Source organism: Blautia sp. 1001283B150304_161114_C9 (assembly GCF_015668165.1).
Lineage (GTDB): Bacteria > Bacillota > Clostridia > Lachnospirales > Lachnospiraceae > Blautia_A > Blautia_A wexlerae.
In genome coordinates this window covers 1-25711 of sequence record NZ_JADPGO010000039.1, presented here as the reverse complement: position 1 = coordinate 25711, position 25711 = coordinate 1, and the positions used below count along the sequence as shown (strand labels likewise).

The 25711-nt window shown below is 42.3% G+C and carries 20 protein-coding genes, 1 pseudogene and 1 riboswitch; of the genes and pseudogenes, 2 read left to right on the top strand and 19 right to left on the bottom strand.

Annotation, left to right across the window (positions count from 1 at the left end; genetic code table 11):
* The 13 genes from I4V44_RS15345 to I4V44_RS15285 all read right to left on the bottom strand — a co-directional run.
* On the bottom strand, nt 1-410 hold a 410-nt coding region (locus I4V44_RS15345; RefSeq protein WP_196002921.1), incomplete at its 3' end, for an IS607 family transposase.
* Nucleotides 411-735: 325 nt separating this feature from the next.
* Nucleotides 736-1371, bottom strand: coding sequence for a sugar O-acetyltransferase (locus tag I4V44_RS15340; protein WP_118521873.1), 636 nt, complete (start codon nt 1369-1371; stop codon nt 736-738).
* Between the two features lie 228 nt (nt 1372-1599).
* A complete protein-coding gene (locus I4V44_RS15335) occupies nt 1600-2022 on the bottom strand; it encodes a flavodoxin (RefSeq protein ID WP_196002920.1) in 423 nt (140 codons plus the stop codon).
* Between the two features lie 149 nt (nt 2023-2171).
* On the bottom strand, nt 2172-2723 hold the full coding sequence (locus tag I4V44_RS15330; protein ID WP_055053621.1) for a DUF3793 family protein: 552 nt from the start codon (nt 2721-2723) through the stop codon (nt 2172-2174).
* 418 nt (nt 2724-3141) lie between these two features.
* Entirely contained in the window at nt 3142-6495 is a 3354-nt protein-coding gene (locus I4V44_RS15325; protein WP_196002919.1) for an AAA family ATPase, read from the bottom strand.
* A complete protein-coding gene (locus I4V44_RS15320; protein WP_196002918.1) occupies nt 6492-7628 on the bottom strand; it encodes an exonuclease SbcCD subunit D in 1137 nt (378 codons plus the stop codon). Before I4V44_RS15320 ends, I4V44_RS15325 begins: the two co-directional genes overlap by 4 nt.
* Nucleotides 7629-7696: 68 nt before the next feature.
* Complete coding sequence (locus tag I4V44_RS15315) at nt 7697-8440, bottom strand: DeoR/GlpR family DNA-binding transcription regulator (protein WP_118567011.1); 744 nt, start codon at nt 8438-8440, stop codon at nt 7697-7699.
* Between the two features lie 296 nt (nt 8441-8736).
* Complete coding sequence (locus tag I4V44_RS15310) at nt 8737-8994, bottom strand: HPr family phosphocarrier protein (protein ID WP_019162036.1); 258 nt, start codon at nt 8992-8994, stop codon at nt 8737-8739.
* 59 nt (nt 8995-9053) lie between these two features.
* Nucleotides 9054-10967 (bottom strand): PTS fructose transporter subunit IIABC, encoded by a 1914-nt coding sequence (locus I4V44_RS15305; protein WP_196002917.1) that lies wholly within the window; start codon nt 10965-10967, stop codon nt 9054-9056.
* 17 nt (nt 10968-10984) lie between these two features.
* Nucleotides 10985-11896: a 1-phosphofructokinase gene (gene pfkB / locus I4V44_RS15300; RefSeq protein WP_196002916.1), complete on the bottom strand. Its 912-nt coding sequence runs from the start codon at nt 11894-11896 to the stop codon at nt 10985-10987.
* Between the two features lie 319 nt (nt 11897-12215).
* Nucleotides 12216-13631, bottom strand: a complete 1416-nt coding sequence (locus I4V44_RS15295) for an alanine/glycine:cation symporter family protein (protein WP_008703562.1) — start codon at nt 13629-13631, stop codon at nt 12216-12218.
* Between the two features lie 136 nt (nt 13632-13767).
* Nucleotides 13768-13899: riboswitch (glycine riboswitch) on the bottom strand.
* A gap of 235 nt (nt 13900-14134) precedes the next feature.
* Complete coding sequence (locus tag I4V44_RS15290; protein WP_196002915.1) at nt 14135-15814, bottom strand: acyl-CoA dehydratase activase; 1680 nt, start codon at nt 15812-15814, stop codon at nt 14135-14137.
* Nucleotides 15807-17078: a 2-hydroxyacyl-CoA dehydratase subunit D gene (locus I4V44_RS15285; protein WP_118586407.1), complete on the bottom strand. Its 1272-nt coding sequence runs from the start codon at nt 17076-17078 to the stop codon at nt 15807-15809. The genes I4V44_RS15290 and I4V44_RS15285 overlap by 8 nt, the downstream gene beginning before the upstream one ends.
* 243 nt (nt 17079-17321) lie before the next feature.
* Between I4V44_RS15285 and I4V44_RS15280 the strand changes: the two genes are divergently transcribed.
* Together I4V44_RS15280 and I4V44_RS15275 are read left to right on the top strand one after the other, a co-directional pair.
* A complete protein-coding gene (locus tag I4V44_RS15280) occupies nt 17322-19130 on the top strand; it encodes an ABC transporter ATP-binding protein (RefSeq protein WP_196002914.1) in 1809 nt (602 codons plus the stop codon).
* Nucleotides 19127-20893 (top strand): ABC transporter ATP-binding protein, encoded by a 1767-nt coding sequence (locus I4V44_RS15275; RefSeq protein WP_196002913.1) that lies wholly within the window; start codon nt 19127-19129, stop codon nt 20891-20893. Before I4V44_RS15280 ends, I4V44_RS15275 begins: the two co-directional genes overlap by 4 nt.
* 77 nt (nt 20894-20970) lie before the next feature.
* On the opposite strand, the gene I4V44_RS15270 is transcribed toward I4V44_RS15275, so the two are convergent.
* The 6 genes and pseudogenes from I4V44_RS15270 to I4V44_RS15245 all read right to left on the bottom strand — a co-directional run bounded on the left by I4V44_RS15270 (nt 20971) and on the right by I4V44_RS15245 (nt 25697).
* On the bottom strand, nt 20971-22758 hold the full coding sequence (locus I4V44_RS15270; protein ID WP_196002912.1) for an aminopeptidase P family protein: 1788 nt from the start codon (nt 22756-22758) through the stop codon (nt 20971-20973).
* The gene (larE, locus tag I4V44_RS15265; RefSeq protein WP_196002911.1) at nt 22755-23603 is read right to left on the bottom strand and encodes an ATP-dependent sacrificial sulfur transferase LarE; all 849 of its coding nucleotides are present in this window, start codon (nt 23601-23603) and stop codon (nt 22755-22757) included. Before larE ends, I4V44_RS15270 begins: the two co-directional genes overlap by 4 nt.
* Nucleotides 23604-24166: 563 nt before the next feature.
* Nucleotides 24167-24361, bottom strand: a pseudogene (locus I4V44_RS15260) (AraC family transcriptional regulator); the annotation flags it as partial.
* Between the two features lie 191 nt (nt 24362-24552).
* Nucleotides 24553-24843: a zinc ribbon domain-containing protein gene (locus I4V44_RS17805; RefSeq protein ID WP_271724960.1), complete on the bottom strand. Its 291-nt coding sequence runs from the start codon at nt 24841-24843 to the stop codon at nt 24553-24555.
* Nucleotides 24844-24897: 54 nt separating this feature from the next.
* On the bottom strand, nt 24898-25386 hold the full coding sequence (locus tag I4V44_RS17800) for a zinc ribbon domain-containing protein (protein WP_271724957.1): 489 nt from the start codon (nt 25384-25386) through the stop codon (nt 24898-24900).
* A 173-nt stretch (nt 25387-25559) separates the two neighbouring features.
* A complete protein-coding gene (locus tag I4V44_RS15245) occupies nt 25560-25697 on the bottom strand; it encodes a hypothetical protein (protein WP_271724959.1) in 138 nt (45 codons plus the stop codon).
* Nucleotides 25698-25711 lie beyond the last annotated feature (14 nt).

The following is a 25711-nucleotide window of genomic DNA, read 5'->3' as shown; positions in this document are numbered from 1 at the left end:
AATCGCAGTAACCGATCTTTATATAAAACAACAACCTTTTCAACCTGATTTTGAGATATTCGCCTGATCAATTCCTGAAGTCCTTTTTTCTTATAATTAATTCCGGAACCGATATCACTTATTATCTCAAACGGCTGTCCTTTTGCCAGAAGATATGTCTTAACATTATCAATCTGTCGTTCCAGATCATCTTTCTGTTTATGGCTAGAAACGCGACAATATCCAATTGTAATGCGGTTTTTAGGCTTTACATTTATTACCTGGTTGAGTTGCTCATCAGAATAATATCTATAGCCACTTACTGTAGTATGATGCGGATGAAGTTTTCCATTGGCATCCCAATTTCGTAATGTCTGGGCAGATACGCCTATAATTTTTGAAAATTCATGTATAGAATAATATTTACTCAAAGTATCAACTCCTTTCAATGATATTCTACTCTAATATCTTATAAAACTCAACATGTGCTTATATAATTTTATAATTTATATTTAACTGCTAATAACCTCCATCTGTATATTCACTCTATCCACCCTGATATCTGCAAATTGCTCCATTACTGAACAACTCCCATATTTATCATATTCATTGTAACATAAACAGGAGATGAATGCATCATCTCCTGTCTATTATTTACCTGTATTTTGTGGAATTGATTACTGTTCACTCCGTTCACAGCAACACGTTTCGCAAAGTATGTCTCGGGATTTTGACATAGGCAAACTGTCAGTTCTGCTATTTATTTTTATTCTTTACTTCTTCCCACGCCTCATCATCAAATTTCTGTTTCTTAAAGTAATAGATTCTGTCTTCGTCTGTAATCTCGCGGATTACTTTACATGGATTTCCAGCTGCTATCGTATTATCCGGGATATCTTTGGATACTACACTTCCTGCACCGATCACTACATTACTTCCAACGGTAACACCCGGAAGAATCACTGTATTTCCGCCGATCCATACATTATCTCCCACTGTTACAGGAATTCCGTATTCATATCCTGAATTACGGCTGTCCGGATGAACCGGATGACCCGCTGTATAAATGGAGACATTTGGCGCGATCTGAACATTTTTTCCACATGTTACTTTTCCCACATCAAGGATTGTCAGATTATAATTGGAATAGAAATTCTCACCTACTTCAATGTTCCAGCCATAGTCACAGTGGAATGGTGCTTCCACCCAGACATTTTCGCCTGTTTTTCCAAAAATATTCTTGATCATCTGAGGCGCTTCCTTACTCTGTCTGGATGGCGGCAGCTGATTAAAATCATAGATTTTCTGCTTGCATGCCTTTCTGTCTTCCTCCAGACCATCTAGCCATGCCTTATATGGAAGTCCGCTTAACATTCTTTCTCTCTGATTCATTGTTGTATCTCCCTTATTTTATATTTTTTATAAAAATCATTTCAGCCCAAACGCCGCCATCTCCGCCTGTACATTGCGACTGCCTGTAAATGTCTATAAAACTGAACTCACTATTAATAAATAGTATAATCCCCAAAACAGTTTCTGTAAATATTATCAACCGAAAAAAGGAGACTGCCGCATATTCATGCAGACAGTCTCCCGGTATTTCTTATCTTATCTATTCTGTTATACTAATGCAGCACCTAAAGCTTTGCAAGCATCTGTAGCTTCATCATCTGGCTCTTCCTGGCAGATCACGCTGTCGCATACAAGATTTGCACCTGCTTCTTTACAGGACTCTTCCCAGTTACGCATCCATTCGCCGTCTCCCCATCCATAAGAACCAAACAGAGCGATGTTCTTGCCTTTCAGGGCATCTTTGCATCCGTCAAACATTGGCTCGAATTCTGTATCTTCGAGAACTTCATCTCCCATTGCAGGGCATCCGAAGGCGATTGCATCATATTCAGCAACTTTAGAACCGTCAAAATCCTCACAGGTATGAAGAACAGCTTCGCCGCCTTTTTTCCTGATTCCGTCTGCAACTGCGTTTGCCATTGCTTCTGTGTTTCCTGTGCTGCTCCAATATACAACTGCTACTTTACTCATGATTAAAATCCTCCTTAAATTTGCTCTGCCTTTTTCTTTGCCGCAAAGCCATGATTTATATTATAATAAAAAGTCATACGGCTTTTCTATTATACTGATTCTTAAACGAACTCTCCATCCCTGCTATATTATTGTATATAGCTTCTTCCTTACGCTGCCACCGTCAGCTGACGTACACTTCTTCCCTGATTCCAGAGACGTACATACACGCTGGTACATTTCTTAAATCTGGCAAAAGCCTTTATTGCCTCACATTCATTGCAATAAACCTTCCAACAACCTACACATTTACAGTTCTGCCCTGCATTCTTGATAAACCCGATCACATCTCCCAGCGGATATCCCAGAAACAATCCGATTTCATGAGGAAAATCTTCTCTCTGGGCCAGGCGGCTTCTCAGTCTCTCAAGTGCATATGCAGGATCTGTACTCTCATACCCATACTTCTTTATGAAATTCGCAACACCAGGTTTCTTCAGATCTCTTTCAAGGCTTGAGAACCGGCAGACATAAATCAGCGCCTTTTTCTCACTCCTGCGAAGTACTGTGAGGGAAACGCCTTTTTCTCTTACACATTCATTAAAGCCTTCTACGCTTTTCCATAATTCTTCCTCAGATTCATATTTATATGTAAAAAGATTTCCGGTTTTAATAGATGCTAATGTAGGTGAACAATGTTCGATCACAGATTTCTCCAACATGTTATGATCCCTTTCTCAATGGCAAAATATTAGTTAGGACATGCTAACTATCTATCAAAAAATAAAGCTTTACGAAACATTTTATTGCTTTTGTTTGCTACAAAGCTTGAATTACTGCTGTAAAAAGACCTTCAACAAATCGTTCAGCAGTTCGAGTTATTTATGTCTAACTTCATAACTTAATATATACTATCTCTGGTATTCTGTCAAGTTAATTTTGTATAACTTTTTTTAGTAACTGCCTTTTTTAACCGCATCAAGTAAGTCCCCGGGGTCGGTTGCAAAAAACAATACGCAATGGGTAGGGACTTGCTTGTATCAGGAGGAGTGACAACTCCTTCTGATACACTGTGAAACAGTTATTCGATGTAGCGCCGCCTAGCAAAGCGGATGATTTTATCCGCTTGACCATAAAATCTCATCCTTCTATACAGATCGCACTTCCAACTCCATCTTCTGTCCGTTTCTTTGTTACTATGATCTTCTTATCAATACGTTCTTTCAGCTCTGCTACATGGGAAACAATCCCCACCAGTCTGCTTCCCTGACTGAGATCCTTCAATGCACGGATTGCCTGATCAAGGGCATCTTCATCCAAAGATCCGAAACCTTCATCCACAAACATGGTATCAAGCTGGATCCCGCCCGAGCTTGACTGAATTTCATCAGAAAATCCCAATGCCAGAGACAAAGATGCCTGAAATGTTTCTCCGCCGGATAAGGTCTTGACACTTCGGACAGTTCCATTGTAATGATCTACTACATCCAGTTCCAGACCGGTTTTCCCTACCCTGCTCTTGTTTTCTTTTCTGCGAACTAACTCGTACTGACCGCTGCTCATGGTCATCAGACGGATATTGGCACGCGCAAGAATGCGGTCAAAATACTGCATCTGGATGTAAGTTTCCAGCATGACCCTTGCCTTACCCGTGATCGTACCATTGGCAGTGTCTGAGAGAGATTTCATCCACTTCCAGCGGGTTTCCGTTTTCAGAAGTTCTGTCTGCTGTCTGCGGATTTTTTCATACATGTCACTGTTGATTTCCAGGCGGGCATGGATTTCATCACGATTTTCTGAAAGTGATTTCTTTTGCTGTGCAAAGTTTTCTTTCTGAGCATTCAGTTCCTCAGCTGAAATACTTATGGATTCTTTTAACTGTTCTGTCAGAGATGCGATTACAGAATCCAGCTCTGTCATTCTCTTTTCTAATACTTCTCTCGCTTCTGTTACTGTTTTGTAATGTATTTCAATCTTCTTTTGTTCCTCAGTCTTAAGCTGGATCTGAGACAGGATTTCTTCCTTTGTCCTTTCACCCAACTCTTTTTCCATGTTCTCTCTCTGCTTCTGCAGCTGTTCATATCTGGATTTCTCTGCTGCTGTCTGCTGCTGATTCTGATTGATCTGGTCTGTGATCGTTGTAAGTTCTGTCTGAGTCTTACCAATCTGCATCTCCAGAAGTTTTCTCTGTTCCAAAAATGCTGTAAGATCCTTTTGTTTCTGTTCCAGAATATTCTGCTGCTGTTTCAGCCATTCTACTGCTCTCTTTCCCTGCAGCAAAGCCTGTAATACATTACAATTTTCCTTTTGATTCACTGTTTCACTGCTGTGATTCTGTGACAGTTCCGGATCAGTTTTCATTCTCTGTCTTATATCTTCTTCATGGATCCATGTCAGTACAGGTTCGTCCAATTGATTCTGCAGCTGTTCCTGAATACTTTCCAGCTGGCTCTTCCTCTTTTCAAGACTGATCTGTAATTTCTGAAATTCTTTTGTATGCTGTTCTGACTGTGTGGTGAACTCTTCCTTTTTCTTCAGTAAATCCTGATGAGCTTTTTTCTGTTTTTTGAGTTCTTCTAATCCTGTCTGTACGATACTTTCCTGATTTTTTACAAACAAGCATAATTCATGATCAGGAAGTTCCTTTCGAAGTATTTTTTCTGCCTCCTCTTGTGACAGAAACTGTGCTGCATAGTCTTTAACTCCTTCTGTCAATTCTTCCCTGCAACGCTTCACCAGTCCTGCAGTCTCTCCTGCCTGCACACTTGCGTCAGATGCCGCTTTTTCCGCAGCTTCTGTTAACTTTTTCTGTTTTTTCAGTTGTTCTTCTGTGGGAACTTCCTTCGGAGTCTGCGTAAGCTTTGGATGATGAACAGAACCACATACCGGACACGGCATTCCATCCTGAAGTCCTGCTGCCAATATCCCCGCCTGCCCATCCAGATAAGCCTGTTCCATTTTGTTCAGGATTTCTTTTATTTCTGCCCGTTTCTGAGAAGCGGTCAGATAAGCCTTCTTTTTGCTTTCTGCTTTCTTTTCCAGATCCTGATACCGTTTCTGCTGATCTTCTATTTTCTGTATCTGCTGCAAACGTACGACCAGGCTGTTCTCTTTGATTTCCAGATTCCCACCGGAAACAATTTTCTCTTCCAGATCAGTCAAATCCTTTTTTATCTGTTTCGCAAATTGTTCTTCCTGTTCAGACTGTATTTTCAGTTCACTGATTTTTGTCTGAAGAAACTCAAGATTTCCGCAGTTCTTATAAACTCCTGCATAAAGATTATCTATTTTCTCTTTCCGGAAATCTGTTTCTGCTTTTTCTTTCTCTGCACTGTCTGTTGTCTGATATTCTTTTTGTTTTTCTTCAAGAACAATTTTCTTTTCTTTCTGACGATTCTGCAGTGCAATACTGTCTGTTTCCAATTTTTCAATCTGTTTTGAGACATTTTCTATTTCTCTGAGCAGATTTTCCAGATTTGTATAACGCTTCAGATTCTCTTTTTCTTTCTGTATGGAAAGTATCAGGCGTTGGATCTCCTCTGATTCCTTTGCCCCATTTTCTGCATCTTTTTGTGCCTGTTCCAACTGTGGAAGCAATACTTCTTTCTCTTGCAGAAGTTGTTCCTTCCTTGCCTTTGCATCTGCTTCTTTATGAGCCTTTCCCAAAAGCTGATTTACTTTTTCAAGTTCTGTATCATTCTCTTTGATCTGCTTATTTACAGCTTTCAAGTTATCCTTATCTGCCTTCAGAAACTGCTCCAGAATTTCCAGACCTTCTTCCAGATTTCCTTCAAAGCCATTCTTCTCCATCAATAACCACTGTTGTCCCAACTGATTTTCTGTAGAATATCTGACCTGTTCCGTATACTGACGGATACTTCTCAGCAGCTCTTTATACGCTTTGTCCAGACCGCCGGCTTCGAATTTTAATTTTTCCTGAATTACCTTATAAATATCCGTATGGAAAAGCTTTCTGAAAATATTGCTGCGTTCCTCTGTATCAGCCAACAGTAATTTTCTGAAATCTCCCTGTGCAATCATGGCGATCTGTGTAAACTGCTTCATATCCAGTCCGATCAGTTCAGTAACCGCCTGATTCACTTCCTTTAGCTTTGTCACAGGAGCTCTTCCATCAGAAAAAGTAAGCAACGCCTCCCCCTTCTGGGTAGTCATTCCGGTGCCTCTGGTCTTTGGACGCTCATAATCCGGGCTTCGTTTCACCGTATACACTGCATCTTTATATTCAAAAATATATTCCGCATACGTAGGTGTTTCCGGTTTTGCATACTTGCTTCTGAGCATGGATGCCTCCCGGACTCCTCCGCTTGTCTCCCCGTACAACGCAAATGTAATCCCATCAAAGATCGTGGTTTTTCCTGCTCCCGTATCTCCGGTCACCAAAAAAAGTCCCTGTCCTCCAAGCTGTGTAAAATCGATCACAGTCTCATCCGCATATGGACCAAATGCAGATAATGTCAGCTTCAATGGTTTCATACGCGCACCTCCTTCAGATCCTGGATCAGTTTCTCCACAAACTCTGTCTGTTCTTCTTTCATAGGTTCATTATTTAACAGTTCATAAAACTCCTCAAACAGCTGCAGCTCTGACTTCTGTTCCTGAGCCTCCACTGCCTGAACCTCACGGTTCTCACGTGTTCGTTTATTATCATATTCCAGACGCATCAGGTTGGGATAAACAGTACGCAGCTTCTGAAGTGCCCCCGGCACATCTTCCTCATCCGTCAGGGTAATCTGAAGATAATCCATCTTATTTTCAGCAGTATAATGATCCTTCGCTGTCACATCCATATAAGTTCCCCTCAGCTTACGCATATCACGTCTGGGAATCAAAGGTACTGTACTGACCGTCACATTCCCCTTCTCCAGAAGTTCCACAATCGTTACTGACTTTTTATGATCTGCTTCCGAAAAAGAATACTTAAGTGGCGTCCCACTGTAACGCAAGGTCTCTCTCCCCATTTTCTGAGGTCTGTGGATGTGTCCCAGTGCCACATAGTCAAAATCCTTAAATACCTCCGCACTGACATTATCAAGACCGCCAACCCATGTTTCTTCTGAGTCGCTTCTGTCTGCTCCGGTCACAAACTGATGTGCCACCAGCACATTTCTCTGTGTCCTGTCAATCTCACACTCCTGCAGAGCAGCCATGACACCCTCTTCATAAGTATTAATGTCATCTCTCTGCAAAGCATGGCGTACTGCCGCAGGTTTCAGGAAAGGCAGAAGATATACAGATATTGATCCATACTGATCTTTCAGCACAATCCTTTTCATTTCACCATCATAAACCTGCGAAATATAAATATCACTGCTTTCAAACAGCTTTGCCCCAAAGGAAAGCCTTTCTGCTGAATCATGATTTCCACTGATCATGTACACAGGAATCTCAGCTTTAGCCAGTCTTGTAATAAACTCATCAAACAACTGCACTGCCTCTGCCGACGGCACTGTCTTATCATAAACATCCCCTGCGATTAAAACTCCATCCACTTTCTGTTCCGCAAAGATTTTCATCATCTGATCCAGAATATACCTCTGATCCTCCAGCATGGAAAAATCATGCACCCTTTTTCCAATATGCAGATCTCCAATATGCGCAAACTTCATCCCACATCTCTCCAATCTAAATATCATTCCTGCCTACTCTACCTGCCGACGGCATTCTGATCAATTATTTATTCCACTTTCAGAATATTTTTGCTATCCTGATACTCCTCCGGAATCTCTTCTGTAAGAATTTTAGCATCTGTAAACCCGCCGAATGTCACAGAACTTACTTCTCCAAACTTTGACTTATCTGTCAGGATATATACATCTTTGCACTGCTTCATTGCAGTACTCTTTACAATTGCTTCACTGGTATCCGGTGTGGTAAAGCCTTCTCTTCTGGTGATTCCATTTGTTCCGAAGAAGCCCTTTGTAAAATGATACATCTGGATCATCTGCATTGCCTGACTGCCTACGACTGCTTCTGTGGAGCTCTTCAGTTCTCCTCCGATCAGGTAAACCCGGATTCCCATCTTTGCCAGAGTCTGGGCATGGGATACTGCATTAGTGACAAAGGCAGCTCTTACACCTGCCAGATATTCCAGCATCAGACCAGTGGTGGTTCCTGCGTCCAGATAAACAAAATCATCTGGTGTAATCAGGCTGGCAGCATATTTTGCAATCTTCTTCTTTTCTTCTTTATTTAATTCTGATTTCTGCGCCACAGTCGGTTCATAGGCAGTTACTTTATGATTTAATGCTACTGCGCCGCCGAAAACCTTGGTAAGTTTTCCCGCTTTGTCCAGTGCAGTAATGTCTCTGCGCACTGTGGACTCTGATGCATCCAGAAGTTCTCTCAGTTCTGTTACTGTAACACTCTTTTTTTCTTCCAGAAGCTTCAGAATAATATCAAATCTCTGTTCTGTAAGCATGTACCCCTGCCTCCATTGTATATTTGCTTTGATTGTTTACTTCTGATTATTTTCTCCGATATCTACGAATTGCTCCGCTGCTTCGTAGCTCCCGCAACTCTACAAACATTCGGAATCCGCAGATTTACTTCGTAAATCGCTACTTCCTCATGTTTGGCGGGTCCCAAGTTCAAAAGTCTTATCGTGCAAGCACGAACGACTTTCTGACCTTTTGACCCTGATATCTCATTATAACAGAAACAGGAGATGAATGCATCATCTCCTGTCTGTCAGTTTCTTATATTTAATTCTATGAATTACAGGTTCTCCTGCATGAATTTGCTTACTGCTTCATATGCTGCTTCTTCATCAGCGCCTTCGATTGTGAATGTTACTTCATGACCTTTCTTAACGCCAAGTCCCATCAGTGCAAGAAGTTTTCTGCAGTCTACTTTTTTACCTTCTTTTTCAATAGAGATTGTTGACTCAAATCCCTTTACCAGTTTTACAAGTTCTCCTGCAGGACGTGCGTGGATTCCTTCGTTGTCTGTAACTACATACTTAAATTCTTTCATTTTGATATCCTCCATGTTCTTTATTTTAATTTTTTGTTATTGCTTTTTTATTTCGCTGCTTATGCTGCTTTCTTCTTTAACAGACCAAGAAGAACTGCAGAGATTACTGTTCCTGCAACCAGTGCGACCAAGTACATAACTGCGTTTCCAACCACAGGGAATACGAAAATTCCACCGTGTGGTGCCATCAGTGTACAGTCGAATGCCATGGAAATCGCTCCTGCCACCGCAGATCCTACGATACAGGAAGGAAGTACACGAAGGGGGTCAGATGCTGCGAATGGAATCGCACCTTCTGTGATAAATGCAAGACCCATGATAAAGTTGGTAGGACCTGCATCTCTCTCTTCTTTTGTGAACTTATCCTTAAACAGCAGTGTTGCCAGTGCAATTGCACAGGGAGGTGTCATACCGCCGATCATAACTGCTGCCATAATATCATAGTTACCTGCTGCAATTGCAGCTGTTCCGAATACATATGCTGCTTTGTTGAACGGACCACCCATATCAATAGCCATCATTCCGCCAAGCACAATGCCAAGTATTACTTTACTAGAACTTCCCATTCCTGTCAAGGCATTATTCAGACCTGTGTTGATACCGCCCATAACCGGCTCTACAATAAATGTCATCAGGAGTCCCATAACAAGGATTCCAACTACAGGATAGATCAAAACAGGGGCGATCTTTTCCAGGGCTTCCGGAAGTTTATCACATAATTTACGAAGTCCAAGAATAATATATCCGGCTGCAAAGCCTGCAAGCAAAGCTCCAAGGAAACCAGATTTACCGTTGGCTGCCATCATACCGCCTACCAGACCAAGTGCAAGTGCCGGTCTGTCACCAATTGCCATTGCAATAAATCCGGCAAGGATCGGAAGCATAAATCCGAATGCTGTACCACCGATGCCTTTAAACAGAGCCGCTACCGGAGTAATGGTACCGAAGTTTGCTCTCTGATCTGCCGGAAGCGCACTTAAATCTACACTTAATCCATCGATCAGAAACGCAATGGCGATCAGGATACCACCGCCTACAACCAACGGAAGCATATGAGATACGCCATTCATCAGCTGCATATAGATCTTATGTCCTACACTGCCGCCGGATTTGTTACCGGCAGAAGATGTCTGGGAACCGGCTGCTGCGTGGTAGACCGGTACATCCCCATTGATTGCTCTGTCAATGAGCTGATCTGCTTTACTGATTCCGTCGGATACCTGACATTCGATCACTTTTTTACCATCGAAACGTTCCATGGGAACCTTGGCATCTGCTGCGACAATAATACAGTCTGCATCAGCAATCTCCTGATCTGTCAGCACATTCTTTGCACCACCGGATCCACGGGTTTCAATCTTCACAAAACAGTTCTTTGCTTTTGCAGCTTTTTCAATTCCTTCTGCTGCCATGTACGTATGTGCGATACCGGTAGGACAGGAAGTAACCGCAAGAATCTTCGCCTGTGTTCCTTCTGCTGATCCGGTATCTGCCAGTCTCTCATCAATATCTTTCTTTTCACTGTCTGCCCTGTCAATAATGTCCATAAACTCATCTACAGAAGATGCATTGCGGAGAGATTCTGTAAACTCCTCATCCATCAGCATCACAGAGAGCTTACTGAGTACATCCAGGTGAATGTTATCCTCTGTATTCGGCGCTGCGATCAGGAATAATAAGGTTACAGGTTCGTCATCCAGTGCTTCAAACTCTACACCATTTTTGATGACCATTGCCGCAAGCCCCGGCTTCTTAACTGCATCACATTTACCATGAGGAATGGCAATTCCCTCGCCAATACCTGTTGTGCTCTCTTCTTCTCTTAAATATACCTGTTTACGATAAGCCTCACGGTCGCTGATCTTCTCACTCTTTACCATCAGATCAACTGCCATATCCAGAGTTTCTGACTTTGTTTTCGGAGCAGCTGTCAGCGATACGCTTCGTCTGTCAAGCAGATCTGTTATTCTCATCTTTTCTTCCCCCTTTATTATTTTCCGGTTATCTGACCATAAACCGCTTCTATTTCTTCCTTTGTTGCAAGATTTTCAGAAAATGCACTTGCACTTCCTGCTGCAATTCCCATGTGGAATGCATGTTCGTAATCCTTCTTCTCCATCCAGCCTGCAACGAATCCTGCTACCATGGAATCTCCTGCACCCACACCATTTGCCAGCCTGCCTTTTGGTGCAGGTTCTTCAAATACCTGTCCATCCTCTGCTACCAGAACTGCACCTTCGCCAGCCATGGAGATCAGCACATTTCTTGCACCTTTTTCCTGAAGTTTCTTTCCATAAGGAATTACATCTTTTCTTGTTTTTAATTCTACACCGAAGATTTCGCCCAGTTCATGATTATTTGGTTTTACAAGGAACGGATGATATTTCAGGACATTAACCAGAAGATCCTTTGTGGCATCAACTACGATCATCACACCTTTTCCATCCAACCTTGCCAGGATCTGTTCATACATGTCATCCGGCATAGAAGATGGGATGCTGCCTGCCAGGAAAAGTACATCGCCTTCTCCAAGCTCTTCCAGTTTCTTCATCAATTCCTCTACTTTATCCTTGCTGATCACCGGTCCTGCACCATTGATCTCGGTTCCGTCAATAGATTTCAGTTTCAGATTGATTCTTGAAACTCCTTCACTAATCTGAATGAACTCAGATTTTACTCCCATCTCATGTAATCTACGGATAATTTCTTTCCCTACAAACCCTGCGGTAAATCCAAGTGCAGTGTTCTCAATCCCAAGATTCATAAGGACTGTGGAAACATTAATTCCCTTTCCCCCCGGAAGCATCAGCTCTGAACTTGTTCTGTTTGTCAGCCCCAGTTTAAAATCATCTACCGAAACGATGTAGTCCAGAGATGGATTAAAAGTCACTGTGTAAATCATCTCTTCTTTTCCCTCCCGTTTTATATTGGTATCCTTTCGGAGTCTTTATTTCACTTGCGCCAAAAGATTCCAAAAGTACATATTGTCATGTCTTTTCTGCATGTTCGTGACTGTTTTTTGTTTACGTTCTTAGTATACTGTCATATTCGTTCAAAGTCAATCAAACTAATCCATAAAAATAATGACTGATTTTGGTTCACTTTGCACAAAAAAGTCATAATCAGTCAAATTCAAGCAAAAAAATCCTCTGATCAGGATTGCTATAAATTCCATGATCAGAGGATTTACTGTTTTCTGTTATTTTATTACTTTTGATTCCTTACATTTTATGCTTTTCTGCTGCAAAGAACGCTTTTGTTTCTTTTACGATCACTCCACTTAATGCGAACAATGCGATCATATTCGGAATCGCCATCAGTCCGTTGAAGATATCTGCGATCGTCCATACAGCACTTACTGTCATGTACGGTCCGATAAATACTGCCAGAATGTAAAGCCAGCGGTATGTAAGGATTGTTTTCTTATGTCCGTTTGTCAGATATTCCAGACATCTTTCACTGTAATAATCCCATCCAAGAATTGTAGTAAATGCAAAGAATACCAGACAGATCATTAATACAAATGCAGAAATCTGTCCAGGGATCGGAAGTCCATGCTGGAATGCATAGGTTGTTACCTGAACACCTTCCAGACCTTCTACCTGCCATGCACCTGTCAGTACGATGGAAAGGCCTGTCATTGTACAGATCACGATCGTATCAATAAATGTACCAGTCATGCTTACAAGACCCTGACGTACAGGCTCTTTTGTCTGAGCTGCTGCCGCTGCGATAGGTGCGCTACCAAGACCTGCTTCATTTGAAAAAATACCACGAGCCACACCTTTCTGCATGGATACGATCATTGTTCCTACCACACCGCCTGTCACTGCTGACGGATTAAAGGCTCCCTTCACAACTGTAACGATTGCTGCCGGGATCTCTGTAATGTTTAAAAGAATCAGCGCAACACTGAAGATCAGATAAATCACCGCCATAAACGGTACAATAATCTGGCTGACTGTTGCAATTCGTTTCAGACCTCCGATGAGGATTGCTGCAACACAGGCTGCAAGAATCAGGGAAGAAATTACAACTGCCCAGGAATACTCTCCAAGGAATGGGATATTCACGCAGTTTGATTTGTTCGGATCAAAGAAATTCTGAACTGCACTGGAAATACCATTTACCTGGCTGAATGTACCAATTCCGAAAAGACCTACGCATACACCAAAGAATGCAAAAATCTTTGCAAGCCATTTCCATTTTGTTCCCATACCTTTCTCAATGTAATAGAAAGGACCGCCAAGGCTGTGACCGTCTTCTGCTACCACACGGTATTTCACTGCAAGAAGACCTTCGGAAAATTTTGTTGCCATTCCGAAGAATGCTGCAAGAATCATCCAGAATAAAGCTCCGGGACCTCCGGCGCAGACAGCAGTTGCAACACCGACGATATTACCGGTTCCGATTGTGGCGCTCAGTGCTGTACATAAAGCTGCAAAGCTGGAAATCTCACCATCGCCTTCTTCTTCGTTCTTAAACATCCATTTCAATGCAAGAGGGAGTCTTCGCATCTGAAGAAGTCCAAGTCTGGCAGTTAACAGGATACCACCTGCCATGATCAGGACCATAAGGGGCACGCCCCAGACCAGATTGTCTACTGTTGTCAAAAAAGAATTGATCGCTTCCCACATAATAATAAATCTCCTTTTTCTTTTAAAAAGTGTAATATATTGTACAGCTGGGAAACAAAGTAATAACAGACCGTTTCAAAAATCAGAAGTTCAGAAAATACTGTTCATATAGTTCATATGAATCAGCGGGGATGATAAAGCATCCTCTGTCCTTTTGCCTGAGAGATTCAAGACACGAATCAGATAACCATTTGTGGGCAGCTATTGATAATTCGTGTTATTTGCACCTTCGGCCCCCGATCTAACGGGTGTCTCCAGAGAAACGATCCATTTGCAGTTCTTCCCTGCATCCAGGGAACCTGAGAGTTTTACTCCTTCGGCGGGTATAGCCTTTTGTGTGGCTTCCTCTTTCCTGCAAACTTCACCTCGTTAATTTGCTGTTACTGTGGTATACTATAGCTCTTAAATTTGAACTCGTCAATAGAAAATTAAACTTTTATAAAAAAAGTATAAAAATTCCAGAGATTTCCACCTTGTAAAATCCCTGGATATTTAAATAATTTTTATACATCAGCCATATCAGCTGCAAACAGTGCCGCGCCAAGTGCACCGCAAAGCTGAGCCTTGTCACTGATTACCAGCTTTGTTCCAAGCTTCTCTTCCAGTGTCTTTACCAGGCCCTTATTCTTAGAAACACCACCGGTCATCATATATTTCTCCTCACCGCCCACACGTCTGGTAAGGGCGGCAGTCTTTACGGCAACCGCCTTATTCAGGCCATGGACAATATCATCTGTTGCCTTATTCTGGGCGATCAGGGATACAACTTCTGATTCTGCAAATACTGTACACATACTGGAAATTGTAATATCTTCTTTGAATTCCAGCCCACATTCGCTCATCTGATCCAGATTCATTTCCATGGTACGTGCCATCATTTCCAGAAATCGTCCGGTTCCTGCCGCACATTTGTCATTCATAACAAAGTTTGCAACTGCACCGTTCTCATCCAGTCGGATCACCTTGCTGTCCTGTCCGCCAATATCAATAACAGTACGGACTTCCGGATTCAGGAAATGCGCACCTCTTGCATGACAGGTGATCTCTGTGATACTCTTATCACCATTTTTAATGGCAGTACGTCCGTATCCGGTAGTAACCAGCGCATCAATATCTTCTCTCTGCAATCCGGCCTCCTTCAATGCCTCTGCAAGGGCACGGTCTGCTCCGATAGCAGCTCCTGCTCCTGTAGGCAGGATAATACTGGTCACAATCTCATGATCTTTATTTAAAATCACCACATCTGTACTGGTGGAACCACTGTCAATCCCTGCGAAATAACCTTTTCCCATTTTTCTCTCTCCTTTTGTGTCTCCATCTATGGTCTGCTCCAGTGTTTCAGGCTGAATGCTCTCTGCAAAAGCTTCCAGTCTGGTAAGAAGCTGACCGCTACTCTGAATAGTATAATCTGATTCGATTTTTAAAAGAGGTACATCTGTATGATTCTTGATCTCAGCATATTCGAAGCTGTAAAAATCACAAAACTTCACTGTATGATAAATAATCCCCGCAACAGACGGATCATTATAAAGCTTCTTACGGCCTGTCGGGTCCATCATACGCATACATGGAATCTGCCCCAGAATCTCACCTGCATACCAGTCCATCAGCTCATCAAAAGAAGCACCCTCCGGTGGAAGTATATTTCCCACAGAACGGTTATGCACGCAGGTATCATTCTCTACAGGAAGAGGCATAGCCTTGCTGGTCATTTCAAATAATTCCTGCCCCATTCTGGCGCCAAGCACTGCAATATGGGACTTTGTGATTTTCTCCTGTGCATGGAAAGCAGTCCGGAATTTTCCGGCATCAAACTCTGTGCCTTTGTACTGTGCATAAGCCTTCGCCAGCCCTTTTAACTGTACAGCCATACGCTCTCTGCTGCAGGCACTGTCACAGTGAAGCACATCCAAAATATAGAGAAAATCCAGCTTGCCGCTTTCAAGCAGAATGTCATAGACACTCCGGATAGTATCACAGCAGCTCACCAGGACAAGTTCCTTGATTTTCCCCTCCATGACTCCTTCCAGAAGTGTTTTTCCAAAACCGCAGATATTAGGATGTGAAACCTGATCGGCCAGGTCAAATCCCTCCGGCATATGATTAAAGTTCTCACATTCCCCGCCAAGAGATTCCAGAAGTTCAATTGGGGTATATTTACAGACATAGTAAATTTTATTCATTCTCAGCACCTCCCAGCATTTCCAGAAAAGCTCCCAGCCTGGTGGAAGTCTGTCCTTCTCCTCCATGGCTTCGATCACACCCGTCACCGTCCAGGATCAAAAGGGGCAGACCGGCTTCCTCGAACTTCTTCTTTGCAAGCTGTGCCGCACCAAGCGTATGTTTACATCCCCAATGTCCAAACCACACAGCACCGTCTGCTCCTGCCTGTTTCGCATGGCGGATACCGGCTTCAATCCTTCTAAGGGCACTTCCATTCAGTGAATGATATACCATTCTTTCTGCCATTGCTTCAAAGGGGTTCTCAGGATCAAAATCCGGCTCACAGGTTTCTGCAAGTTCACATCCTACGATCTGGGCTTTCTCACTGAAGCAAAGCTCCTGGCGCACTGCATCCGACCAGAATGGAATGGTATGCATCCAGTAAATGTGCTTCCCTTTCGCTGCCGGTGCTTTCTTAATATCTTCAAGAAGCATCTGTGTATACTTCTCTTCTTCTGCTGTTCCCAGAAGGATATTGTTTGTCATTCCTGCATACAAGGGTGTGACCAGATCAGAGGGCACATATCTGTCTGCACGCATCTGCTGATATTTTTTGTAATTCTCCAGAGTCCGCTTACTGCAGGCAAGACGTTCCTTTAATCTATCCTCAGAGATTGTTTTTCCTGTATTTTTTTCCAGAAATATTTTTAAATCCTTTAACTGATCTGCCACATACTGTACATTCTCTGTGGTCTGATTCCATGGTACATCAATGGCAAATACAGGTACCTGGTAAAAATCTGCCAGGGTACGGAAGGTGAGCAGGTTAGCATCGCAGGTCAGGTTGGTATAAACAATACATTTAGGCTTTGGCAGAAGTCCTTTCTGCGCTGCACCAAGAAATGTCTTGTGATAACTGCACAGTGTCTCTGCAATTCCCTGATTTTCTGCCTGCTGCAAAAATGCCCTCTCTGCTTTGCTTGCAGAAAGATAGCAGGAAAATCCTTCTACATTATAGGGATGTAATCCCACCTCCTGCATCATTTCGCAGGGTGTAAAAACACTTACAATAACAGAATCTTCCGGTTTCTGAAGGGGCCACAGCATGGTATCCATCATCAGGTTTGCAAGATGCCTGTCTGCAGGCATCAGTCTCTTGTCCTGCATGTAACGGAACTTCAGATTCTGCGCCTCCCAGCCGGTTTTTAACAGCCGGCGGGCTGACTGAGGCTTTTTATCCGTCAGATTTTCCACATAATGACCAAATGTCTCAATAATCTCCATAGTCTGTCTCTTCCTCATTATGGTAATAATAATTTATCAATTGTCAGTGCACAAATAGTGCCACGGAATATTTTAATAATATCTTTTTTTGAAGTCAAGCTGAATTTTCTCCAAAGTTCATCTGTTTTTGCACATTCTTCTTGACAAAAAAGTCTTAAATGATACACTTTTGAATGTATTATTTTTCAAAAAAAGGAAGAAATAATATAGGAAAGATTTTTACGAAAGGAAGGAATTTTTAAAATGCGTTCATTGACGGTTTATTTAAAAAACTACAAAAAAGAAAGCATCCTTGCGCCATTTTTTAAATTTCTGGAGGTTGTATTTGACCTGATCGTACCTATCGTCATTGCACAGATCATAGATGTAGGTATTGCAAACCACGACAACAGATACATTGTCCAGAGATTTTCTATTCTTATACTAATGGCGGCTCTTGGTCTTGCCAGTACCATCACAGCTCAGTTCTTTGCCGCTAAAGCCAGCGTGGGCTTTGCCACAGAATTAAGACAGGCAGTTTATGACCATGTACAGCATCTGTCCTATACAGAGTTGGATACCCTGGGAACAGATACTCTTATCACAAGACTCACCGATGATGTCAATCAGATTCAGAACGGATTAAATATGGGACTTCGTCTTCTTCTTCGAAGTCCGTTTATCGTACTTGGATCCATGGTCATGGCATTTACCATTGATTTTAAATGTGCTCTGGTTTTTGCTGTTGCGATCCCATTTCTGTTTCTGGTTGTCTTTGTCATTATGTTTCTCAGTATTCCTCTGTTTAAAAAAGTACAGGGAAAACTGGACACAGTAACCGGACTGACCAGAGAAAACCTTACAGGCGTCCGCGTTATCCGTGCATTCTGCCGCGAAAAAGAGGCAGTTGCAGAATTTGACACCCGCAATCAGGAGCTGACAAAGTTAAATCTCTTTGTAGGAAAGCTTTCCGCTTTGTTAAATCCGGTCACTTACGTACTGATCAATATTGCTACTGTTATTCTGATCCAGAAAGCAGGAGTAGAAGTAAATCTTGGCGGTATGCAGCAGGGACAGGTTGTTGCCCTTTATAACTATATGGCTCAGATGATCGTGGAACTGATCAAGCTTGCCTCCCTGATCATCACCCTGAACAAATCTGCAGCCTGCGCAGGACGTGTGGCAGATATCCTGAAAGTGAAATCTACTATGGATTACCCCTCCTCCACATATTCTGCTCAGATATCGAAGGACCTTGCAACAGCAACTGCTGATGCATCACTTTCAGAAAATGCCGTCGTATTCGATGATGTAACCTTTGCGTACAGCAAAGCCGGTGCCCCCAGTCTTTCCCATATCAGTTTTTCTGTAAAAAAGGGACAGACCGTAGGTATTATCGGTGGTACAGGAAGCGGAAAAACCACTCTGGTAAATCTGATCTCCAGATTCTATGATGCCAGCAAAGGAACTGTTCTGCTGGACGGTCAGAATATTGAAAATTACACCAGAAGTGATCTCCGCTCCAGAATCGGTGTTGTTCCACAGAAGGCAGCTCTTTTCAAAGGCTCTATCCGGGACAATCTGAAATGGGGCCGGGAAGATGCCTCTGACGAGGATCTGTGGCAGGCACTTACCACAGCACAGGGAAAAGAGGTAGTAGAGGGTAAACCGGGACAGCTTGATTTTATGCTGGAACAGAACGGTAAAAACCTTTCCGGTGGCCAGAAACAAAGACTTACCATTGCCCGCGCCCTGGTAAAAAAACCTGAAATCCTGATTCTGGATGACAGTGCCAGTGCCCTGGACTTTGCCACTGATGCAGCACTGCGTAAGTCTCTCAACAGACTTGACTGGAAAGTAACTACATTTCTGGTATCCCAGCGTTCCTCCAGCATTCAGCAGGCAGACCTGATCCTTGTCCTTGATAACGGTACTCTGGCAGGTAAGGGTACTCATGCTGAACTGCTGCGTACCTGTGATACTTACCGGGAAATCTATTTCTCACAGTTTCCAGAAGAAAGAGCCAGATACGCCTCTGTATCTGCAGATAATATAATGGAGGTGACTGTATGAGCAGATCAACAATAAAAGATCCTGCTAAAAGCAAAAGCAGCGAAACTTTTTTTAAAGTACTGCGTTTCATCGGAAGATACCGTTTTCTGCTGATCCTCAGTATCATACTGGCAGCAGTTTCCGTTATCCTTCAGCTGTATGTCCCAATCCTATTCGGAAATGCCATTGATCAGGTCATTGCCCAACATCAGGTAAACTTCGAAATGATGTGGTATTACCTGTCACGTATCCTTGTAATGGTCATCCTCTCTTCTGCTGCCACGTGGCTTATGAATGTGATCAATAACCGCATGACCTACCAGACAGTAAAGGATATCCGTGCCAAAGCCATCCGACACATTCAGGTACTTCCCCTCTCTTACCTTGACGGACACAGTACCGGAGATATCATCAGCCGTATTATCGCAGATACAGATATTCTATCCGATGGTATGCTGCTTGGATTTACCCAGCTTTTTTCCGGAATCGTAACGATCATCGGAACACTGATCTTCATGTTCTCCAAAAACTTCTGGATTACATTGATGGTCATTGTCCTGACCCCCGTAAGCTTTTTGGTGGCCAAATTTATTTCTTCCCATACCTTCCAGATGTTCCGGAAGCAAAGCGATGCCAGAGGACGTCAGACTGCTCTCATCGAAGAGATGATTGGAAACCAGAAGGTTGTTCAGGCTTTTGGATATGAGGAAAAATCTTCTGAACGCTTTGCAAAGGTTAACGAAGAATTACAGGAATGCAGTCTGAAGGCTGTTTTTTACAGCAGCCTGACAAACCCTTCCACCCGTTTTGTCAATAATATTATTTATGCCTGTGTTGCACTGGTGGGTGCATTCATTATCCCTGGAGGCAGACTGACAGTCGGAGGACTTTCCGTACTTCTCTCCTATGCCAACCAGTATATGAAACCATTCAATGATATCAGTTCCGTTGTTACAGAACTTCAGAATGCTCTTGCCTGTGCAGGCAGAATCTTCGATCTGCTGGAGGAGGAACCGGAAGTTGCAGAGGCTTCTGAGACACTGAAAGATGTAAAGGGTGAAGTAGATATTAAGAATGTGTGCTTCCATTATGATGAATCAAAGAAACTGATTGAGGACTTTAATCTCCATGTAAAACCAGGTATGCGCATTGCCATTGTAGGACCTACCGGATGCGGTAAGTCAACCTTTATCAACCTTCTGATGAGATTCTATGATGTAAATTCCGGATCTATTTCCGTTGACGGCAAACCGATCAGAGACATTACCCGCCATTCTCTCAGAAGCAGCTATGGTATGGTGCTTCAGGAAACATGGATCAAAAACGGAACTGTCCGCGACAATATCTCGATTGGAAAACCGGAAGCTACAGATACTGAAATCATCGAAGCAGCCAAGCTTACCCACAGCTGGGAATTTATCCGGAGGCTTCCCAAAGGACTGGACACCATGCTCAATGAAGACAGCTTAAGCCAGGGGCAGAAACAGCTGCTGTGTATCACAAGAGTTATGCTCTGTCTGCCTCCGATGCTGATCCTGGATGAAGCCACTTCCAGTATTGATACACGAACAGAATTGCAGATTCAGGAAGCTTTCGAACGGATGATGGAAGGCAGAACCAGCTTTATCGTTGCCCATCGCCTTTCTACGATCCGAAACGCAGACCTGATCCTTGTTATGAAAGACGGCAGCATTATTGAGCAGGGTACTCATGATGAACTGATCGCAAAAGGCGGCTTTTATCACACTCTGTATAACAGCCAGTTTGCTAAAGTCTCTGAATAACCCCAAAAAAGAGGAACTACTGTCCATCACAGCCGTTCCTCTTTTTGATTTTATCAAATATTTTTACCTAATTTTTATCAGATTGCTCTTGTGGCATCTTTCAGCCATTCTCTCTCTTCTTCATCCAGATATGGAGAAATCTTCTCATATACCTGTGCATGGTAATCATTGAGAAGGTTACGTTCCCGGACACTCATCAATTCCGGCACCACTCCATCCAGATCAAAAGGTACCATGGTCAGAAATTCAAAGCACATAAACTGACCATACTCTGTTTTTTCAGCTTTTTTACAGACCATCAGATTTTCATGACGGATTCCAAATCCATCCTCTCTGTAATATCCCGGCTCATCAGAGGTGATCATTCCCTCCTCCAGCACTGCATTTCCACCCGGAACAATTTTCCATCGGAAGCTATTGGGTCCTTCATGGACATTCAGAAGATATCCTACTCCATGACCGGTTCCATGTTTAAAATCCTCTCCCATTTCCCACAACGGCTGTCTCGCCAGAATATCCAGGTTTACACCGGTACAGCCATGAAGAAATCTGGCAGCTCCCAGATTCAGAGTTCCCCGCAAAACTGCTGTGAAGTACTTTTTCTCTTCCTCAGTAGTCGGTCCCATGACAACAGTACGGGTAATATCAGTAGTTCCCTCTTTATAATGTCCTCCTGTATCTGCCAGAAGAAAGCCGGATGGTTCCAGAGGAATATCCGTTTCGGGTGTTGCAAAATAATGCACAATAGCAGCATGCTTTCCATAGGCAATAATCGGATCAAAACTGTTATCTATGAAATCCTCCTGTTCCGAACGGAATTCATACAGCTTTTCTGCTGCACTTAATTCTGTGATTGGAATCCTTCCAACATTCTTCTTTAACCAGTATATGAACCTTGTAACTGCAACTCCGTCTCTGATATGCGCAATGCGTTCATTTTCCACCTCAACAGGATTCTTCGTTGCCTTGGGAAGAAGTGTAAGATTTTCTTCATCCAGAATCCGGGTGTCTGCCGGAATATTGCTAACCAGACGACTGTTGACTTTCTTTTTGCAGAGAAGAACTTTTTTGTCCTTTTTAAATGTTTTCACATACTCATAGATACTGTCATAGGGAAAAAGGGTCACACCATCTTTTTCCAGCGCTTCCAGTACGTCTGTCTGAAAGGCTTTCTCATTTGCAAAAAGTCTGATCTCTGTTTTTGTCATTACAAGATAAGAAAGAACCACCGGACAACAGTGGATATCTCCCCCACGTATATTTAACAGCCAGGCAATATCATCCAGAGAAGTCAGTACAAATAATTCTGCACCCTTCTTCTCCATTGCTTTGCGGATTCTTGCGCATTTATCAGCTCTGGATTCTCCTGCCCATTTTATATCCAGCTCTGTAACCGGTTCACAGGAAAGTACCGGACGGTTTTCCCATATATCGCCTGCCAGATCGTGATCAACACTGAGAGACACACCGTTTTCATCCAGCATTTTCTCCAATTCTGTTGCCTCTTTTGCACTGACAGTACGTCCGTCAAATCCCAGACACCTTCCCTGTGTCAGATTTTTTTTCAGAAATTCATGAACTGTGGGAACTTCCGGTTCACCCATTTTAAATAAAGTAATTCCTGTTCCCTCCAGCTGATCTGCAGCCTGGATAAAATAACGTCCATCCGTCCATAATCCTGCCATATCCTGCATGATCACCGCAGTGCCTGCAGAACCGGTAAATCCTGTGATATATTTTCTGCATTTGAAATATTCACCTACATATTCTGAACCATGAAAATCATCTGTAGGAATCAGATATGCATCAATTCCTGTCTCTTTCATGCGTGCACGAAGTGCTGCTATTCTCTCTTTTACTGTCATTCGTTTTTACCCTTAAGGCTGCTATCTGCAGTCGTTTTATCATTTTCGCCAAGTGTTTCGTTCATACTTCCCATACGATATCCCAGAATATCCATGGTCACATAAGTAAATCCATACTCCTTAAATTTCTTTGCAATATCCTCTCGGACATTTTTTTCCAGAAGTTTCGGAAATTCCTCCGGCATGATCTCAATTCTTGCAAGTAAACCGTGAATACGGACACGTACCTGATGGAATCCATAGTCAAGCAAAAGCTGCTCTGCTTTCTCAACCATTCCAAGCTTTTCCTCACTGATAGTCTCACCGTACACAAACCTGGAGGACAGACAGGCAAATGACTGTTTATCCCAGGTCGGAAGCCCCATTTCTTTGGAATATTCTCTAATCTCTGCCTTTGTCAGTTTCGCCTCACGTAGCGGACTCTTAACTCCCAGCTCTTTTACGGCAATCAGACCTGGTCTGTAATCGCCGTTATCATCCATATTTGATCCCTCTGCAATATATTCAATCCCATTTTTTTTCGCAATATCGCCAATCTTCTCAAACAGTTCTTTTTTACATAAATAACATCTGTTCGGAGGATTCTTTGAAAATCCCTCAATCTCCAGTTCCTCAGACTGGCAGATCACGTGCCTGATCCCCTCTTTCTCGCAGAATGCCTTCGCTTCATTCAGCTCTCTTTTCGGGAAAGAACAGGATTGAGCTGTAATCGCAATCGCCTTATCACCCAGCACATCATGAGCTACTTTTAATAAGAATGTAGAATCCACTCCACTTGAAAAAGCAACTGCTACACTGCCAAGTCCCTTCAGATATTCTTTTAAATGTTCCAGTTTATTTTCCATATCAGTCTGCCTCTTGTCCGTTTTTTATTGTACCTGTAGCACTCCTCGTAAATAATGTATATTGATCCGGCTTAACAGAGCGTGAAAGTTGAACTTTCTCAAATGTATTATTTAACAGGGTGCTATAGCTTCATTATAATATAGGCAACGACTGTTCAGCAACCTATTTTTCGCATTGCGAAATGTGTTACTGAAAATAGAACGAACAATATTGATTTATGTTTCTTGTATCTTTTCTAACGCTTCCCCGACTTCTGTTACTTCTTTAAATAGTTTCTAAAGTAACAGCCTCTCTTAACTTCTTTATTTACAGTTTGTCTACTTCTTTTTCTGAAGCAGTTCTCCGTTTGTTTCTTCCCCATTCATACATGACATAATAATTAACCACTACCCCATATTATAAATAACACCCAGAGATACTTATTTCAGATTGATAATCAGATTTTTATTGAATTTATTAATCTATATGTTATGACAACATATCTTTCAGACATGTACTCCGGTAGTCACTCGGTGATATTTTATATCTTTCTTTAAATACTCGGTTAAATGTTCTCTGACTTATCTCCTTTTTCCATATGGTATAGTTCCTGTCCGACACCAAGTTCTAATGCTCCACTTGTTACACAAACGATCTCCAGTGCATTATGAAGATGTGGTTCAATATGTTTTGACTTCCTATTTATTGCTATGATCTCCTCTTTTGTGTCAACATATTTTAACTGCATGAAATACTCTCCTTTGCAACATTTGTCTATATCTTCTTTCGATTTGGCAAGCAATCCTTTTACACCTATCTTATAATCAACTTGTAAATAAGGAAAGGAGGAATTGCAAATGAGCAACGTGAATTACTCGGTAACTGAGTTACCAGAGCATCTGAATTAAGGCGGGATACCGCCTTTTTTCAGGGTGCATCCATGGCACCACTACTGTTTGCTCTTTAGAGCTATACAGCTACTTTTATTATTTCCGGTGTTTTCAGTCCGGTTACGGACAGTTCTCTTTTTATTCCGGATACGGAGTGATATTTTCTCAGGATATTATATGCGCCTACCGCATCTGCATTATAGACTCTGTTTCCATCCCTATATAATCCTCTCTCTTTCCAGTTGGACGGTTCCGCATATCTTTTCCCTACTTCCGGTGACAGCGGACTGCACTGGCTGGTATAACTTTCTTCCTGTTTTACAAAACGGATCCCATATCTTTTCAGCTTATATTCCAGCATGATGTAGATCCTGTTATACGGCAGGCTGTGGAACTTCTGGTTTGTCCTGTGTCCCAGGTCTTTTTAATTGAATTGCCGAGGATTCCCGCTTATTATCCTAAGTTCATCATACCTTTTCCAGTAATCCAATTTAGGAAGCATTTCTTTCAAATAAGATTGTGCCTGTTCTTCGGTAAAGTTTTCATTTACCATATTCTTTACACACACATCAATCAGTTCATCCATATCATTATATGTGTACGTTCCATCTGCATAGCACCATTTACAATATTCCTCGTTTAATGTACCATCTTTATCACGTCCCAAGATGGAATCATCATCAATTGGCATTCCACAGCACTGACAAATCAGCTTTCTTGGTTCTCCCAAAAGCGTATTAATTGAAACATCAAATTCTTTTGATAAAAGCCTAAGTGTATCAGTATTTGGGACTGTGTCTCCATTTTCCCAACGTGATACTGCCTGTCTCGTCACCATAACTTTATTTGCCAGCTCGTCCTGTGACATTCCTCTTTCTGTTCTAAGTTTAAGAATTATCTTTTTTGTTTCCATAGTCGTCACCTCCGTTATCTTTATCATATCGATAAATCTGCAGTCTGAAAAGCAACCTGCTGTTGCCATAATCTATCTATTCGTATCAGTTCATGTATTCCCACCATCAAATATAAATATTAGATTGTATTGCAAGATCTGTGTGGCAACACCCTGCGTAAAGTAGAGTGGTCTTATTCCTTTCCGTTTAATATCTCCACCAGTCTTTTTTCTTTGATAATAGCAATCCCCTGACTTTCATCGCCCAATATGATCAGATTATCACCTGGCTGAATATCAAATATTTTTCTTGCTTTTGCCGGTATCACAATCTGACCTTTCTCTC

Bases quoted from the DNA above. Each gene is read 5' to 3' on its own strand.
- I4V44_RS15340 (WP_118521873.1), bottom strand. From the start codon at position 1,371: ATGAATCAGAGAGAAAGAATGTTAAGCGGACTTCCATATAAGGCATGG.
- I4V44_RS15270 (WP_196002912.1), bottom strand. From the start codon at position 22,758: ATGACAGTAAAAGAGAGAATAGCAGCACTTCGTGCACGCATGAAAGAG.
- I4V44_RS15280 (WP_196002914.1), top strand. From the start codon at position 17,322: ATGCGTTCATTGACGGTTTATTTAAAAAACTACAAAAAAGAAAGCATC.
- larE (WP_196002911.1), bottom strand. From the start codon at position 23,603: ATGGAAAATAAACTGGAACATTTAAAAGAATATCTGAAGGGACTTGGC.
- I4V44_RS17800 (WP_271724957.1), bottom strand. From the start codon at position 25,386: ATGGAAACAAAAAAGATAATTCTTAAACTTAGAACAGAAAGAGGAATG.
- I4V44_RS15310 (WP_019162036.1), bottom strand. From the start codon at position 8,994: ATGAAAGAATTTAAGTATGTAGTTACAGACAACGAAGGAATCCACGCA.
- I4V44_RS15315 (WP_118567011.1), bottom strand. From the start codon at position 8,440: ATGCTTACAGAACAGAGATTTGATATTATTCTGAAGCTTCTGGAAGAA.
- I4V44_RS15325 (WP_196002919.1), bottom strand. From the start codon at position 6,495: ATGAAACCATTGAAGCTGACATTATCTGCATTTGGTCCATATGCGGAT.
- I4V44_RS15290 (WP_196002915.1), bottom strand. From the start codon at position 15,814: ATGAATAAAATTTACTATGTCTGTAAATATACCCCAATTGAACTTCTG.
- pfkB (WP_196002916.1), bottom strand. From the start codon at position 11,896: ATGATTTACACAGTGACTTTTAATCCATCTCTGGACTACATCGTTTCG.
- I4V44_RS15275 (WP_196002913.1), top strand. From the start codon at position 19,127: ATGAGCAGATCAACAATAAAAGATCCTGCTAAAAGCAAAAGCAGCGAA.
- I4V44_RS15305 (WP_196002917.1), bottom strand. From the start codon at position 10,967: ATGAGAATAACAGATCTGCTTGACAGACGAAGCGTATCGCTGACAGCT.
- I4V44_RS15295 (WP_008703562.1), bottom strand. From the start codon at position 13,631: ATGTGGGAAGCGATCAATTCTTTTTTGACAACAGTAGACAATCTGGTC.
- I4V44_RS15335 (WP_196002920.1), bottom strand. From the start codon at position 2,022: ATGAGTAAAGTAGCAGTTGTATATTGGAGCAGCACAGGAAACACAGAA.
- I4V44_RS15330 (WP_055053621.1), bottom strand. From the start codon at position 2,723: ATGTTGGAGAAATCTGTGATCGAACATTGTTCACCTACATTAGCATCT.
- I4V44_RS15285 (WP_118586407.1), bottom strand. From the start codon at position 17,078: ATGGAGATTATTGAGACATTTGGTCATTATGTGGAAAATCTGACGGAT.
- I4V44_RS15320 (WP_196002918.1), bottom strand. From the start codon at position 7,628: ATGAAGTTTGCGCATATTGGAGATCTGCATATTGGAAAAAGGGTGCAT.